We start from the raw sequence: 14,823 nt of genomic DNA, 5'->3' as shown, positions 1-14,823 counted from the left end.
CCGGTCGGACCAAAGTCAGGCGACAGAACTCGGTACGAAGCCGTACGGCAGCTCCAGGCGGTGCCGGGCCATCAGCTCCTCGTCCGAGAGGATCGCGGCGGTCGGGCCGTCCTCCGCGATCACGCCCTCGCTGAGGATCACCGAGCGCGGGCAGAGCTCCAGGGCGTACGGGAGGTCGTGCGTGACCATCAGGACGGTGACGTCCAGGGAGCGCAGGATGTCGGCGAGTTCGCGGCGCGACGCGGGGTCGAGGTTGGAGGACGGCTCGTCCAGGACGAGGATCTCCGGCTCCATCGCGAGCACGGTGGCGACGGCGACCCGGCGGCGCTGGCCGAACGACAGGTGGTGCGGGGGCCGGTCGGCGAACTCCGCCATGCCGACCCGCTCCAGCGCCCGCCGGACCACGGCCTCCAGCTCCGCGCCGCGGATCCCGGCGGCGGCCGGGCCGAAGGCCACGTCCTCCCGGACGGTCGGCATGAACAGCTGGTCGTCCGGGTCCTGGAAGACGATGCCGACGCGGCGGCGGATCTCGGCGAGGTTCTTCTTCGCGACCGGCAGTCCGGCCACGGCGACCGAGCCGGCGCCGCCGGTCAGGATGCCGTTGAGGTGCAGCACGAGCGTGGTCTTGCCGGCGCCGTTGGGGCCGAGCAGCGCGACCCGCTCGCCGCGTCCGACGGTCAGGTCGACGCCGAACAGGGCCTGGTGGCCGTCGGGGTACGCGTACGCGAGCCCGCGCACGTCCAGGGAGGGGGTGGAGGCGGTGGAGGGGGTCATACGGTCCATCCCAACAGGCAGACGAGAAGGGCGGCGGCGGGCAGGACGGCGGCGCGGGTCCACTGGGCGCGGGTCGCGGTCACCTCGTCGATGACCGGCATCGTTCCCGTGTACCCCCGGCTGACCATCGCGAGATGGACGCGTTCGCCACGCTCGTACGAGCGGATGAAGAGCGCGCCCGCCGATTTGGCGAGGACGCCCCAGTGGCGGACGCCCTTCGCCTCGAAGCCGCGCGAGCGGCGGGCGATCGACATCCGGCGCATCTCGTCGGTGATCACGTCGCCGTAGCGGATCATGAACGAGGCGATCTGGACGAGCAGCGGCGGCAGTTTCAGCCGCTGCAGCCCGAGCAGCAGCTCGCGCAGCTCGGTGGTGGAGGCCAGCAGCACGGAGGCGGCGACGCCGAGGGTGCCCTTGGCGAGCACGTTCCAGGCGCCCCACAGGCCGGGGACGGAGAGCGAGACGCCGAGGACATCCGTCTGCTCGCCGGGCACGACGAACGGCATGAGGAACGCGAAGGCGACGAACGGCACCTCGATCACCAGCCGGCGCAGCAGGAACCCGGCCGGGACGCGGGCCGCCGCCGCGACGGCGGCGAGCAGCGCCGCGTACGCGGCGAAGGCCCACATGGCCTCGCGCGGTGTGGAGACCACGACCACGACGAACCCGAGGACGGCGACCAGCTTGGTGTGCGGCGGCAGCGCGTGGACCGGCGAGTGCCCGTGCCGGTAGAGCTTGTGGGCGTGGCCCGCACCCATGTCAGACCCGGGCCCCGGACGGGGCGGCCGCGGCGGACGCGGCCTTGCGCCGGCGGACGGCCCAGAACGCGCCGCTGCCGACGGCGAGCGTCGCGCCCACGCCGATCACGCCGGCGAGGCCGCCGGAGAGGCGGGCGGTGTCGATGCCCTTGACGCCGTAGTCGGCGAGCGGGGAGTCGGCGGTGGCGTGCTCCTCCACGTTCCGGTCGATGCCCTGGTCGGCGGCGACCTTCTCCAGGCCGTCGGGGCTGGCGGAGGCGTAGAAGGAGACGAATCCGGCGAGGAGCAGGGCGGTGACGAGGCCGCCGGCCCACAGCTTCTTCGGGGAGCCGGTCGAAGGCGCCTGGGGCTCCGCCGGGGCCGCGTCGACCAGCTCGCCGCCGACCCGCAGCTTCAGCGGTGTGCTGAGCCCGCGGGCGCCGAAGACCAGGTCGGGGCGGACGGCGACGACCGCGCCGACGGTCAGCATGGTGATGACGGCCTCGCCGAGGCCGATCAGGGTGTGCACGCCGACCATCGCGGTCAGCACCTTGCCGACGGGGACGTCGGTGGTGCCGCCGACCGCGTACACGAGGGTGAAGGCGGCGGCCGCGGCCGGCACGGAGACCAGGGCGGCGACGAAGGAGGCGACGGTCACCGAGCGGCGGGAGCGCGGCAGCAGCTTCACCAGGCCGCGGAAGAGCGCGTACGCGACGAGGACGGTGACGACGCCCATGACGGTGATGTTCACGCCGAGCGCGGTCAGGCCGCCGTCGGCGAACAGGATGCCCTGCATCAGCAGGACGACGGCGATGACGAGGACGCCGGTGTACGGCCCGACGAGGATCGCGGCGAGCGCGCCGCCGAGCAGGTGTCCGCTGGTCCCGGCCGCGACCGGGAAGTTCAGCATCTGCACGGCGAAGATGAAGGCGGCGACCAGGCCGGCCAGCGGCGCGGTGCGCTCGTCGAGCTCGCGGCGGGCGCCGCGCAGGCCCACGGCGACGGCTCCGGCGGCGACGACACCGGCGGCGGCCGAAACGGGGGCGTTGATGAATCCGTCAGGTACATGCACGGAGACGATGATGCGCCTTGTTGCGAACGATGCGCAAGAACGCATGCGCCACAGCACCGGCTCCACTCCCTCGTCCCCGGCCGAGGCATTCCCCGCGAAATATGGGACATTGGATGATAAATAAGACAAATGTGAGGAGACGGGCGATGACCTCAGCCACCGAAGGTCCCGCGGTCGAAGACCATGCCAAGGGCCGGATCGTCACCGACGCCCCGCTGTCCCGGGCCGTCCCCGTCGCCCTCTCCTACGATCCGCGCTCCGATCCCGCGGCCGTCCGCTTCGCCTTCCCCGGCGGCGTCGCGTGGACCTTCCCGCGCGCCCTCCTCGAATCCGGCCTGCGCGCCCCCGCCCGCGGCGGCGACGTCGGCGTCTGGCCCTGCGGCCGGGTGCAGACGGTGGTCGAGTTCCACAGCGACGACGGAGTCGCGGTCGTCCAGTTCGACTCCGCCGTCCTGCTCCGCTTCCTCAGACACACGTACGCCGCCGGCGCGCCGGTGTCGACACGCTGACGGCGTACGCGCCCACGAGCGTCAGGCCTTCACGAGCTCCCGCTCCGGCTCGCCGGAATCGGCCGGGCCCGCCGGCTTCGCCAGGCCCTCGCCCTCGACGTCCACATTGGGCAGCACCCGGTCCAGCCACTTCGGCAGCCACCAGGCCTTGTGACCCAGCAGCGCCAGAACCGCCGGCACGACCGCCATCCGCACGACGAACGCGTCGAACAGCACCGCCACCGCCAGACCGAACCCGATCATCTTGACCATCTGCTCACCGGACCCGATGAAGCCGGAGAAGACGGCCATCATGATGACCGCGGCGGCGGTGACCACGCGCGCGCCGTGCCGGAAGCCGGTCACGATCGCCTCGCCGGGGCGCGCCCCGTGGACGTACGCCTCGCGCATCCGGGTGACGAGGAAGACCTCGTAGTCCATCGCCAGGCCGAAGACCACGCCGACCATGAAGATCGGCATCATCGACATGATCGGGCCGGTCTGCTCGACGCCGAACAGGCTGCCCAGCCAGCCCCACTGGAAGACCGCCACGACCGCGCCGAGCGCCGCGACGACCGAGAGCAGGAAGCCGAGGGCCGCCTTCAGCGGGACCAGGACCGAGCGGAAGACCACCGTCAGGAGCAGGAAGGCGAGGCCGACGACGAGCGCCAGGTACGGCAGCAGTGCGTCGTTCATCTTCTGCGAGAAGTCGATGTTCATCGCGGTCGCGCCGCTGACCAGGACCTCGTCGCCGGTCGCGTCCCGGATGTCGTGGACCAGGTTCTCGGTCTCGACCGAGGCGGGCCGGTCCTTCGGGATCACGGTGATCATGGCGGTGTCGCCGGCCTTGTTCGGCGTCGGCGGGGTGACCGCGACGACCCCGTCCAGGCCCTTGATCTTCTTCGCCGCCGCGTCGGCCGCGGCCTTGTCGCCGTCGACGACGACCATCAGCGGACCGTTGAAGCCGGGGCCGAAGCCGTCCGACAGCAGGTCGTAGGCGCGGCGCTCGGTCGCGGAGACCGGCTTGACGCCGTCGTCCGGCAGGCCCATCTCCAGCGAGGCGGCGGGCAGCGCGATCACGCCGAGGCCGAGCACGCCGGCCAGCAGCACCATCACCGGGCGGCGGATCACGAACCGGGCCCAGCGGGTGCCCATGTTGGGCTTGCCGCCGTCCTTCTCCAGCGCCACCGCCGCGCCCTTGCGCTGCTTGCGGCCCACGACCCTGTCCCCGGCGAAGCCGAGCAGCGCCGGGATCAGGGTGAGCGCGATCAGGACGGCGATCACGACCGTGCCGGCCGCCGCGAAGCCCATCTTCGTCAGCATCGGGATGTTGACGACGGCGAGCCCGACCAGGGCGATCACGACGGTCAGACCGGCGAAGACGACGGCGGAGCCGGCCGTGCCGGCCGCCCGCCCGGCGGCCTCCTCGCGCTCCCGGCCCTCGGCCAGCTCGGCCCGGTAGCGGGAGACGATGAACAGCGCGTAGTCGATGCCGACCGCGAGGCCGATCATCATCGCGAGCGTGGACGTGGTGGAGCCCAGGTCGAGGACGTTCGCGAGCGCGGTGATCGTGGAGACGCCGATGCCGACGCCGATGATCGCGGTGAGCAGCGGCAGCCCGGCGGCGACCAGCGAGCCGAAGGTGATGACGAGGACGATGCCCGCGATCACCACGCCGACGATCTCGCCGGCGCCGGTCTCCGGCATGGTCTGCAGCGCGTCGCCGCCGATCTCGACGGTCAGCCCCTTGCCCTGGGCGTCGTGCCCGGCCTTCTTCAGGGCCTCGCGGGTGTCGTCGGTCAGCTCCATCGCGTTGACCTTGTAGGCGACGGAGACGTATGCGGTGCCGCCGTCGCGGGAGACGGCCTGCGCGGTGTACGGGTCGGTGACCGAGGCGATCTGGTCCGAGCCGGACTTCAGGTCGCCGACGACGTCCTGGACCCGGGCCTTGTTCGCCGGGTCGGTCATCTTCTGGCCGTCGGGGGCCTTGAAGACGACGCGGGCGGTCGCTCCGTCGGCGCCGGCTCCCGGGAAGCGCTCTTCGAGCAGGTCGAAGGCGCGCTGGGCCTCGGTGCCGGGGATGGAGAAGGAACTGGAGGTCGCGGCGGGCGCGGTGGCGGCGCCGACGCCCGCGAGGGCGAGCAGCGCCACCCAGAGCAGGGCGACGAGCCGGCGCCGCCGGAAGGCGGTGCGACCCAGCTTGTAGAGGAACGTGGCCACGGGGGCAACTCCCGGTGTGGAGTGGGACAGGGCATGGGGAGCCGGCCCGACGGCGTGAGCGGTGCGACGTCAGGTGGTGCGGGCGGTGCAGGTGGGACCTGGGACGGGTGGGACGGAGCGTCAGACGCCGAGTGAGGGGAGCACCACGGCGTCGACGTAGACGGCCAGGAACGCGCGGTCGACCGGCCGATCCTCGATCAGCGGGCGGGCGACGAACGCGCCGAACAGCATGTGCGGAAGGAGCTTCAGGGCCGGGTTGTCGGCACTGACCTCGCCCCGGTCCACCGCCCTGCGCAGCACCTCGTCGAACTCCGACATCTCGGGCTCGATGAGCAGCTCGCGCAACGCCCGGTGGAGTTCGGGGTTCTCGTGGACGGCATGGGCCAGACCCCGCATCAGCGCGGAGTCCTTCTCCATCTGGCAGTCGTCGGTGCGCTCCAGCATCGCGTGGAAGTCGCCGCGCAGGGAGCCGGTGTCGATCTCGGCGAGACCGGCGGGCTTGTTGTGGCGCAGCGCCTTGGCGACGAGTTCGGGCTTGCTCCCCCACTGGCGGTAGAGGGTCGCCTTGCTGGAGTGCGTGCGGCCGGCGACGGCGTCCATGGTGAGTCCGTCGTAGCCGACCTCGCGGAGCAGGTCGAGCACGGCCTCGTACAGCTCGGACTCCCGCTCGGGAGTGAGCCTGCTGCGCGCCATGTCCGGTGCCTCCTCACCTGTGCCGTTCCGAACGAAACGGTTTCGTACACCAGGACGGTACCCCTCCCCCGAGCGAAACGAAACCGTTTCGTACGTGTCCTGGCCCACATCCGTAGGTCCGTACGAGTTGCCGCACCCCCTCCGCGCGGAAAGCATTGACGAGTGAGTGACGACGCCGCGTATCTCCGCTTCCCGCACCTCCACGACGACCTGCTGTGCTTCGCGGCCGAGGACGACCTCTGGGTCGCGCCCCTCGCGCCCGGCGGACAGCGGCCCGGCCGAGCCTGGCGGGTGACCGTCGACCGGACCCGGATCGGGCACCCGCGGTTCTCCCCCGACGGCTCGCACATCGCGTACACGAGCTGGCGCAGCCTGGATCCGGAGATCCATCTCGCCCCGGTCGACGGCGGCCCGGCCCGCCGGCTCACCTACTGGGGGTCGACCGACACACGGGTCTGCGGCTGGGGCCCGGACGGCGACATCCTCGCCGTCGCCTCGCACGGCCAGCCGTTCTCGCACTTCTCCTGGGCGTACACCGTGCCCACCGACGGCTCCCCCGGCAGGCGCCTGCCCTGGGGCCCCGCCTCCCACATCGCGGTCGCCGACCTCGACGGCGAGCGCCGCACCCTGCTGCTCACCGGTCGGCCACCGCACGAGCCGGCCGCCTGGAAGCGGTACCGGGGCGGGGCGACCGGCCGGCTCTGGCTGCACGGCGAGCGGCTGCTGCCGCAGCTGAACGGCCAGTTGGACGCGCCGATGTTCGTGTCCGGGCGGATCGCCTTCCTCTCCGACCACGAGGGCGTCGGCAACCTGTACTCCTGCCTGCCCGACGGCTCCGACCTGCGGCGACACACCGACCACGACGCCTTCTACGCCCGCCACGCGAGCAGCGACGGGCGGCGGGTGGTCTACCAGTGCGCGGGCGAACTGTGGATCGTCGACGAGCTGGCCGCGGACTCCGAGCCGCGCCGGCTGGACGTGCGGCTCGGCGGCCCGCGGGCCGGCCGGCGCCCGTACCAGGTCCCGGCCGCCCACCACGTCGACGCGATCTCCGTCGACGAGACCGGACGGGCGAGCGCGGTCGGGGTGCGCGGCAGCCTGTACTGGCTGACCCACCGGGACGGCCCAGCCCGCACGATCACCGACACCCCCGGCGTCCGGGTCCGGCTGCCGGAGATGCTGGGCAGCGGCGGCCAGGTCGCGTACGTGACGGACGCCGAGGGCGACGACGCGATCGAGATCGCGTACCTGCCGCGGGCCACCGGCGACCGGGAGCCCCGGCGGCTGGCCGCCGGCGAACTCGGCCGGGTGGAGGAGCTGGTGTCCGACCCGGACGGCGAACGGCTCGCGATCGCCTCCAACGACGGGCGGCTGCTGCTGCTCGACGCCACGGAGGACTCGAACGGCGAGGTCAGCGAGCTGATCCGGTCGGTCAACGGGCCGGTGCGCGACCTCGCGTTCTCCCCCGACGGCACCTGGCTGACCTGGTCGCACCCGGGGATCGGGCGCACGCTCCGGTCGATCAAGATGGCGCGGATCGCCGGACCGGGCGAACGGGTCGTCGTGGACGTCACCAACGGCCGCTTCGAGGACGAGAATCCGGTCTTCACCCGGGACGGGCGCTATCTCGCCTTCCTGTCGTGGCGCGGCTTCGACCCGGTGTACGACGTGCACACCGGGGACCTGTCGTTCCCGCTCGGCTGCCGCCCGTACCTGGTCCCGCTGTCCTCGGCGACGCCCTCGCCGTTCGCGCTCTCGCCGGAGGGCCGGCCGGCAGCGGGCGGGCTCGACCCGGTGGAGGGCGAGGAGGGCGGCGGCGACGGCGCGGTCATGGTGGAGGTGGAGGGCCTGGAGAGCCGGGTCACGCCGTTCCCGGTCGCCGCGTCCAAGTACTCGGCGCTGCACCCGGTCGCCGGCGGCGGTCTGGTCTGGCTGCGCTGGCCCATCTCGGGCGCGCTCGGCGAGACCTTCGTCAACCCGGCGGACACCTCCGGGCGGCCCACGCTGGAGCACTTCAACCTCACCAAGGCGCGCAAGTCCGAACTCGTCGGCCATCTCGACTGGTTCTCGGTGAGCGGCGACGGCACCCGCCTCGTCGTCGTCGACGAGGGCGAACTGCGCGCCGTCCCGTCGACCGAGCCCGGCGACAGCGACTCCACGGTCTATCTGGACCTGCGCCGGATCCTGCACGAGGTCGACCCCGAGGCGGAGTGGAAGGGCGCCTTCGACGAGGCGGGCCGGATCATCCGCGCCTACTTCTGGGACCCGGACATGTGCGGCATCGACTGGAGCGCGGTGCTCGACCAGTACCGACCGCTCGTCGAACGGGTCGCCTCCCCCGACGACTTCGCCGACCTGCTGCGCGAGGTCCTCGGCGAGCTCGGCACCTCGCACGCGTACGTCTCGCCCGCCCGCCGCAACGAGGGCCCGCCGCACTACCAGCGCCCGCAGGGGCTGCTCGGCGCCAACTTCGTGTGCCGGGAGGAGGGGTGGCTGGTCAAGCGGATCCTGGCGGGGGACTCCTCCGACTCCAAGGCGCGCTCCCCGCTGGCCGGCACCGGCATCCGCGAGGGCGCGGTCCTCACCCATGTCGACGGCCGTCCGGTGGACCCGGTGGCCGGGCCGTACCCGCTGCTCGCCGGGACCGGCGGCACGACGGTCGAGCTGACCTTCCAGCCGGCCGAGGGCCTCGGGCGGGCCCGCCGGGTCGCGATCGTGCCGCTGGTCGACGAACGGCCGCTGCGCTACCAGGACTGGGTCGCCAAACGCCGGGCCGTCGTACGGGAGGTCAGCGGCGGCAAGTGCGGCTACCTGCACATCCCCGACATGGGCGGCTCCGGCTGGGCCCAGTTCAACCGGGACCTGCGGATGGAGGTCTCCCGGCCCGCGCTGATCGTGGACGTGCGCGGCAACGCGGGCGGGCACATCAGCGAGCTGGTCGTGGAGAAGCTGACCCGCAAGATCCTCGGCTGGGACCTCACCCGCAACGCCCAGCCGGTCAGTTACGCCTCGAACGCGCCGCGCGGCCCGGTGGTCGCGCTCGCCGACGAGGCCACCTCCTCCGACGGCGACATGATCACCGCGGCGTTCAAGCTGCTCGGCCTCGGCCCGGTCGTCGGCCTGCGCACCTGGGGCGGCGTGGTCGGCATGACGGGACGCCACCGGCTGGGCGACGGTACGCAGATCACCGTCCCGATGAACGCGGCCTGGTTCCCCGAGTACGGCTGGTCGGTGGAGAACCACGGTGTGGAGCCGGACGTCGCGGTGGAGCGCACCCCGCTCGACTGGGCCGAGGGCCGGCACCGCCAGCTCGCGGACGCGGTCGAACTGGCGGTGGCGCTGCTCGGCGAGTCCCCGGCGGCCTCCCCGCCGGGACACACCGACATCCCGGACCGCTCCCGGCCGAAGCTCCCGCCCAGGAGCTGAGACGGCGCACGCAGAGACCCCTTCACGGATGAAGGGGTCTCTGCATGGTCGTGGTGAAAGCGCACCCGGACTCGGCACGAAAGGCGCCCGGCCTCGGCATGCGAAAGGCGCACCCGGCGTCCCGGGTGCGCCTTCCTCGTCGGACCGGCGTCAGGCGTCGTAGTCCTGGTCGAAGCGGTCCTGCTCCTCCTGGCGGCGGCGGCTCGACTGCTCGTCGGCCTGGTCACGCGACCGGGAGGCACGCGAGGACGCTTCCTCCTTGGCGTTGCCCGTCTTCTGCCTCGCCTGGTCGGCGAGTTCCCGCGCCTTGTCCTTGAACTGGTCCTGCATGCCCATGAGGTTCACTCCTAGAAGGGTGAGAGGGATACGGGGCGTGTCGCCCCTGGGCCTCGACCAGCCTGACACGCCCGGACAATGCGCGCATTTCGATCAGCGACGCTCCGTCACCGACTTCAGTGGCTCTCCGTACGGGCCTGCTCGTCGGCGGCCCCGCCCGCGCCCACGAGCCCCCGGGACACGCTGCCGAGCCGCGGTTCGAAGCGGCGCATCTCGCGCTGCCCGACCGTCGCGATGATGCCCGGCAGGTAGCCCCTGCCGGCCTGCATGCCGCGCAGCCACCACTGGGCGTACACGTGCGCGGAGCGCCGCTCGATGCCCGCGACGATCCGGTCGACGGCGGGGCCGAGCGGGTAGGTGCGGTTGGACGGCCAGGGCAGCCGCTGCCGCAGCTCCTTCATCACGTCGTCCTGGTCCGCGCCGCGCACCATGTCGGTGTCCGTCCAGGACAGGTAGCCGACGCCGACCTTCACGCCCTTGTAGCCGACCTCGGCCCGCAGGCTGTGCGCGAAGGCCTCGACGCCCGACTTCGACGCGCAGTACGCGGTCATCATCGGGGCCGGCGTCATCGCGGCCAGCGAGGCGATCTGCAGGAAGTACCCGCGCGACTCCATCAGTACGGGCAGGAACGCGCGGCCGGTCACCGCCGAGCCGATCAGGTTGACCTCGATGACCCGCCGCCAGGCGACCGGGTCGGAGTCCAGGAACGGACCGCCCGCCGCCACACCGGCGTTGGCGACGACGATGTCGACCTTGCCGAAGCGCTCCTTGACCTCCTGCGCGACCCTCGCCATCGCCTCGTGGTCGGTGACGTCCGCGTGCCACCAGTCGGCCTCGGTGTGCAGCCGGCCGGCGACCTCCTTCAGCATCTCCGGCTCCAGGCCGACCAGCGCGATCTTCGCGCCGCGGGCGGACAGCTTGCGGGCGAGGAGTTCGCCGACGCCGCGGGCCGCTCCGGTGACGACCGCGACCTGTCCTTCCAGGCTCACCCTGCTCATGCGTCCTCCTTCACACCCAGGCCCGTGCCCAGGTACGTGCCGGTCAGTTCTCGGATCCGCGCGGTGACGGCCTCCGGGGCCTCCACCGGAGTCATGTGTCCCATGCCCGCCAGCTCGGTCAGGCCCACGCACTGCGGCAGCGCGGCCGCCAGGCCCCTGGCGTGGACGGGCGGGGTCAGCCGGTCCGCGGTGCCCACGAGCACCGCCACCGGCAGGGTCAGCGCCCGCACACCCGCGTCGAGGTCCAGCTCGGCGAGGACGTGCGACCAGCCCACGCGGGCCTTGCGGGGGCAGGCGTGCACGATGCGGGCACAGGCGTCGACCCGCTCGGGCGCCGAACCGGGCCCCATCGTGGCGTACTTGAGGATCTTCCTCGAGACCGGTGTGACCGGTCCCAGCGGCGCCTTCGCGCCGAGGATCGCGACGGTCAGCCGGGTCCGCAGCGCGCCCGGCCCCAGCGGGACCACGAGGGACTCGGCGGCCAGCCGCGACGGGCCGGTGGAGCAGAGCAGCACCGCCGCGGCGTGCGTGCGGAACCCCGGCCGGGACGCCGCGGCCATCACGGTCATGCCGCCCATGGAGTGCCCGGCGACGACCGCCTTCTCGCCGGGCGCGAGCGCGGCGGCCAGCACGGCCTCCAGGTCGTCGGCGAGCGCGTGGGTCGAGTATCCGGACGCGCCGGCCGGCACCGGGCTGCGGCCGTGGCCGCGCTGGTCGTAGGCGACGACCCGGTGGTCGGCGGACAGCTCCCGTATCTGCTCGGCCCAGAAGGCGGTCGAGCAGGTCCAGCCGTGCGCCAGCACCACGGCCGGGGCGCCCTCGGGGCCGTACAGCTCGACGTGGATGCGCGAGCCGTCGGCGGAGACGGCGGTGATCTCGCGGGCCGGCTGCGGACGCAGCACCGGGCCTCCTCCGGCGAGCCGGCTCATCGGGCGACCTCCGTGGTCTGCGCGGCCTGCGCGGCCTGCGTCTTGCGGGTGCCGCGCTTCGTCGCGCTCTTGCCGGCCGCGACGGGCTCCGGGGCCTTCGCCGGGGCGCGCAGCACCTCGTACTCCGCGAGGTCGACCTGGCGGGTCTCGCGCCGGAACTCGCCGGTCGTCCCCGGCCAGAGGGTCGTGTTGCGGCCGTTGGCGTCGAGGTACCAGCTGTCGCAGCCGCCGGCCTTCCACACGGTCCGCTCCATGCGGGACTGGAGCTTGCGGTTCCAGGCGCCGACGGCGGAGGGGCGGGCGGCCAGCGCCGCGCGGCCGCCGAGGACGTCGAGCTGGCGCAGGTAGTCGGCCATGTAGTTCAGCTGGGACTCGATCATGAGGATCATGGAGGAGTTCCCGAGGCCCGTGTTGGGGCCGATGATCGTCATGAAGTTCGGGAAGCCGGCCGCGGTCGCGCCGCGCAGCGACTCGACGCCGCCCTTCCAGGTCTCGGCCAGGGTGACGCCGTCGGCGCCGACGACCCGGTGCGCGATCGGGATGTCGGTGACGTGGAAGCCGGTGCCGAAGATGATCGCGTCGACCTCGGTCTCGGTGCCGTCGGCGGCGACCACCGTCGAGCCGCGGACCTCGCGCAGCCCGGAGGCGACGACGTCCACGTTCGGCTGCGCGAGCGCCGGATAGTAGGTGTTGGAGAGCAGGATCCGCTTGCAGCCGATCCGGTACGAGGGGGTCAGCTTGGCCCGCAGCACCGGGTCCTTGATCGCCCGGGCGATGTTGGCCTTGGCCAGGTTCTCGACCAGGCCGAGCTCGTTCGGCCGCTTGGTGAAGGCGCTGACCTGGAGTTCCCGGATGCCCCAGAGCAGGCCGCGGCGCAGGGTGCCGGTGACCGGCACGGCGCGGTGCAGCCAGCGCTCGGCGCCGGTGATCGCCCGGTCCATGCGCGGCATGACCCAGGCGGGCGTGCGCTGGAAGAGGGTGAGCCTCCCGACCTCGGGCTGGATCGCGGGCACGATCTGGATGGCGGAGGCGCCCGTGCCGACCATGGCGACGCGCTTGCCGCGCAGGTCGTAGTCGTGGTCCCACTGCGCGGAGTGGAACACCTTGCCCTCGAAGCCGGCGAGGCCGGGGATGTCGGGGATCTTCGGGTCGGACAGCGGGCCGGCCGCGGCGACGACCACATCGGCGGTGAAGGCGCCGCCGCTGGTCTCGATGTCCCAGCGCAGCGCGTCCGCGTCCCAGGCCATCCGCAGCACCTCGTGGTTCAGCCGCAGGTGCGGCCGGAGCCCGAAGGTGTCGGTGACGTGCTCCAGGTACGCGCGGATGTGCCGCTGGCCGGAGAAGGTGCGCGGCCAGTCCGGGTTGGGCGCGAAGGAGAACGAGTACAGGTGCGAGGGGACGTCGCAGGCGCAGCCGGGGTAGCTGTTGTCGCGCCAGGTGCCGCCCACGGAGCCGGCCCGCTCCAGGACGACGAAGTCGGTGATCCCCTCGCGGCGCAGCCGGACCGCGGCCCCCAGGCCGCCGAATCCGGATCCGATCACCGCCACTCGAACGTGCTCGTGCTTCGCCATGCCGCCGCCTCCCGCGCACCGACCTCAACCCTGCCAGCAATCACTGGCACAATCGGGAGAGTAGAGCACCTGCATACCGAGCGGTAGGGGTCCGGTCGAGGAAAGTTACCGGCAGTACGACATAGGCTGGCGGAGTGACGGACGGAAACGGGGATCGAACGGGCGTGCGTACGGGCGAGCGGGAGACCGGGCGCGAGTACCGCATGGAGGAGCTGGCCGCGGCGGCCGGCATCACCGTGCGCACCCTGCGCTTCTACCGGGAACGGGGCCTCATCCCGCCGCCCCGCCGGGAGGGCCGGATCGCCTGGTACGACGACCACCACCTGGCCCGGCTCCGCACCATCGCCGCCCTCCTGGAACGCGGCCACACCCTCAACGGCATCGCCGACCTCAACACCGCCTTCGAGAGCGGCCGCGACGTGAGCGAGGTCCTCGGCCTGGTCGAACCGACCGAGGAGGAGCCCGTCCGGCTCACCCCGCAGGAGCTCGCAGACTACTTCGCCGACGACGTCACGCCCGAGAACCTGACCGCCGCCCTCGACCTCGGCTACATCGCCACCGACGGCGAGGAGATCGTCCACATCAGCCGCCGGCTCCTCGACGTCTCGGCCGCCCTCGTGAAGGAGGGCGTCCCGCTCGCGGCGGTCCTGGAGGCAGGACGTCAGGTACGCGCCCACGCCGACCAACTCGCCGGACTCTTCGCCGAGTTGCTGCGCGCCCACGCCGACGAGAAGGACGCCGACAGGCTCCGCCCGCTCGCCAAGAGCGTGGTCGACGCGGAACTCTCGATGGCCCTGGACCGGCGACTGCGGGAGCAGTAGCCGGACCGGGCCCGCTCGCGGCGATCCGCCCACTCGCGGGGATCGCATGATCGTCTGACAGGTTCTTCAAAAGTTCTTCATCGTCCGCGGCCTACGGTCGTCCCGCCCGCCGCACCCGCGACCGGGCCCGACAGGACGAGCGGGAGAACCGATGAGGACGAACCGGGTACTGCTGGCCGCCACGGCGACGGTCCTGGCCTTCGCACTGACCGGCTGCGGCAGCGACGACGAGGGCGGCGGGAAGGTGCCGACGGCCAACGGCGGCGGCGCCTCGAAGTCAGCGGGGGCGCCGGGCGGCTCGGGCGGCAAGGACGACGTCGCCGCGTACGTGGAGGGCCAGCGGGCGTACGTGAAGTGCATGCGGGACAGCGGCGTGGACATGCCCGACCCCGACGAGAACGGCGTCATCGACTTCGGCAGCGACGGCACCGCCCTGCGCGCCCTGAAGAAGGACCCGAAGTTCCGGACCGCCGGCGAGAAGTGCCAGAAGCTCCAGGTGGCCCTGCCGGAGAGCATCGAGGCCGCCAACCGGCCCAAGCTCACCCCCGAGCAGATCAAGATCAAGAGGGACTACGCGGCCTGCATGCAGAAGAACGGCGCCGCGGACTTCCCCGACCCGGGCCCCGACGGCTACGGCGGCGACAACAACTCCGGTGCCCCGGAGTGGGACCAGACCTCGGCCGGTGCGAAGCGCGCGACCCGCACCTGCGCCCCCATCATCGGCGCCCCGGTGAACCCGCCGGCGGGCAAGGGCTGAC

The 14,823-nt window shown here is 72.7% G+C and carries 13 protein-coding genes; 4 read left to right on the top strand and 9 right to left on the bottom strand.

All coding sequences use genetic code 11. The features are described from left to right. Nucleotides 1–15: 15 nt before the first annotated feature. Genes R2D22_RS21960 through R2D22_RS21950 form a run of 3 tightly spaced genes read right to left on the bottom strand, consistent with a single transcriptional unit; the run spans nt 16 to nt 2,583 of the window. Entirely contained in the window at nt 16–774 is a 759-nt protein-coding gene (locus tag R2D22_RS21960) for an energy-coupling factor ABC transporter ATP-binding protein (RefSeq protein ID WP_318106291.1), read from the bottom strand. Beyond that, nucleotides 771–1,532: a cobalt ECF transporter T component CbiQ gene (gene cbiQ / locus R2D22_RS21955; RefSeq protein ID WP_318106289.1), complete on the bottom strand. Its 762-nt coding sequence runs from the start codon at nt 1,530–1,532 to the stop codon at nt 771–773. The genes R2D22_RS21960 and cbiQ overlap by 4 nt, the downstream gene beginning before the upstream one ends. A 1-nt stretch (nt 1,533) precedes the next feature. Next, nucleotides 1,534–2,583, bottom strand: coding sequence for an energy-coupling factor ABC transporter permease (locus R2D22_RS21950; protein ID WP_318106288.1), 1,050 nt, complete (start codon nt 2,581–2,583; stop codon nt 1,534–1,536). 146 nt (nt 2,584–2,729) lie between these two features. Here R2D22_RS21950 and R2D22_RS21945 point away from each other — a divergent pair, with 146 nt between their 5' ends. After that, nucleotides 2,730–3,092 (top strand): SsgA family sporulation/cell division regulator, encoded by a 363-nt coding sequence (locus tag R2D22_RS21945; protein WP_318106286.1) that lies wholly within the window; start codon nt 2,730–2,732, stop codon nt 3,090–3,092. A 21-nt stretch (nt 3,093–3,113) separates the two neighbouring features. Here R2D22_RS21945 and R2D22_RS21940 read toward each other — a convergent pair whose 3' ends face one another. Then, nucleotides 3,114–5,291, bottom strand: a complete 2,178-nt coding sequence (locus R2D22_RS21940) for an MMPL family transporter (protein ID WP_318106284.1) — start codon at nt 5,289–5,291, stop codon at nt 3,114–3,116. 120 nt (nt 5,292–5,411) lie between these two features. Next, nucleotides 5,412–5,984, bottom strand: a complete 573-nt coding sequence (locus tag R2D22_RS21935) for a TetR/AcrR family transcriptional regulator (RefSeq protein WP_318106281.1) — start codon at nt 5,982–5,984, stop codon at nt 5,412–5,414. 162 nt (nt 5,985–6,146) lie between these two features. On the opposite strand from R2D22_RS21935, the gene R2D22_RS21930 reads away from it, so the two are divergent. Continuing rightward, nucleotides 6,147–9,410 carry a S41 family peptidase gene (locus R2D22_RS21930; RefSeq protein ID WP_318106280.1) on the top strand — a complete coding sequence of 1,088 codons (3,264 nt, stop codon included), beginning with the start codon at nt 6,147–6,149 and terminating at the stop codon, nt 9,408–9,410. A 150-nt stretch (nt 9,411–9,560) separates the two neighbouring features. On the opposite strand, the gene R2D22_RS21925 is transcribed toward R2D22_RS21930, so the two are convergent. The 4 genes from R2D22_RS21925 to R2D22_RS21910 all read right to left on the bottom strand — a co-directional run bounded on the left by R2D22_RS21925 (nt 9,561) and on the right by R2D22_RS21910 (nt 13,244). After that, a complete protein-coding gene (locus R2D22_RS21925; protein ID WP_318106279.1) occupies nt 9,561–9,746 on the bottom strand; it encodes a hypothetical protein in 186 nt (61 codons plus the stop codon). 116 nt (nt 9,747–9,862) lie between these two features. Continuing rightward, on the bottom strand, nt 9,863–10,744 hold the full coding sequence (locus R2D22_RS21920; RefSeq protein WP_318106278.1) for an SDR family oxidoreductase: 882 nt from the start codon (nt 10,742–10,744) through the stop codon (nt 9,863–9,865). Continuing rightward, nucleotides 10,741–11,673 carry an alpha/beta fold hydrolase gene (locus R2D22_RS21915; RefSeq protein ID WP_318106276.1) on the bottom strand — a complete coding sequence of 311 codons (933 nt, stop codon included), beginning with the start codon at nt 11,671–11,673 and terminating at the stop codon, nt 10,741–10,743. The genes R2D22_RS21920 and R2D22_RS21915 overlap by 4 nt, the downstream gene beginning before the upstream one ends. Further along, the gene (locus tag R2D22_RS21910; protein WP_318106274.1) at nt 11,670–13,244 is read right to left on the bottom strand and encodes a flavin-containing monooxygenase; all 1,575 of its coding nucleotides are present in this window, start codon (nt 13,242–13,244) and stop codon (nt 11,670–11,672) included. Before R2D22_RS21910 ends, R2D22_RS21915 begins: the two co-directional genes overlap by 4 nt. A gap of 203 nt (nt 13,245–13,447) precedes the next feature. Here R2D22_RS21910 and R2D22_RS21905 point away from each other — a divergent pair, with 203 nt between their 5' ends. Continuing rightward, complete coding sequence (locus R2D22_RS21905; RefSeq protein WP_318109913.1) at nt 13,448–14,065, top strand: MerR family transcriptional regulator; 618 nt, start codon at nt 13,448–13,450, stop codon at nt 14,063–14,065. A gap of 151 nt (nt 14,066–14,216) precedes the next feature. After that, nucleotides 14,217–14,822 carry a hypothetical protein gene (locus R2D22_RS21900; protein ID WP_318106272.1) on the top strand — a complete coding sequence of 202 codons (606 nt, stop codon included), beginning with the start codon at nt 14,217–14,219 and terminating at the stop codon, nt 14,820–14,822. Nucleotide 14,823: the final 1 nt, after the last annotated feature.

It is taken from the genome of Streptomyces sp. HUAS YS2, assembly GCF_033343995.1.
Classification (GTDB): domain Bacteria; phylum Actinomycetota; class Actinomycetes; order Streptomycetales; family Streptomycetaceae; genus Streptomyces; species Streptomyces solicathayae.
Note: the sequence above shows the minus strand (reverse complement) of the source record. Positions and strands in the feature narration are given on the sequence as shown.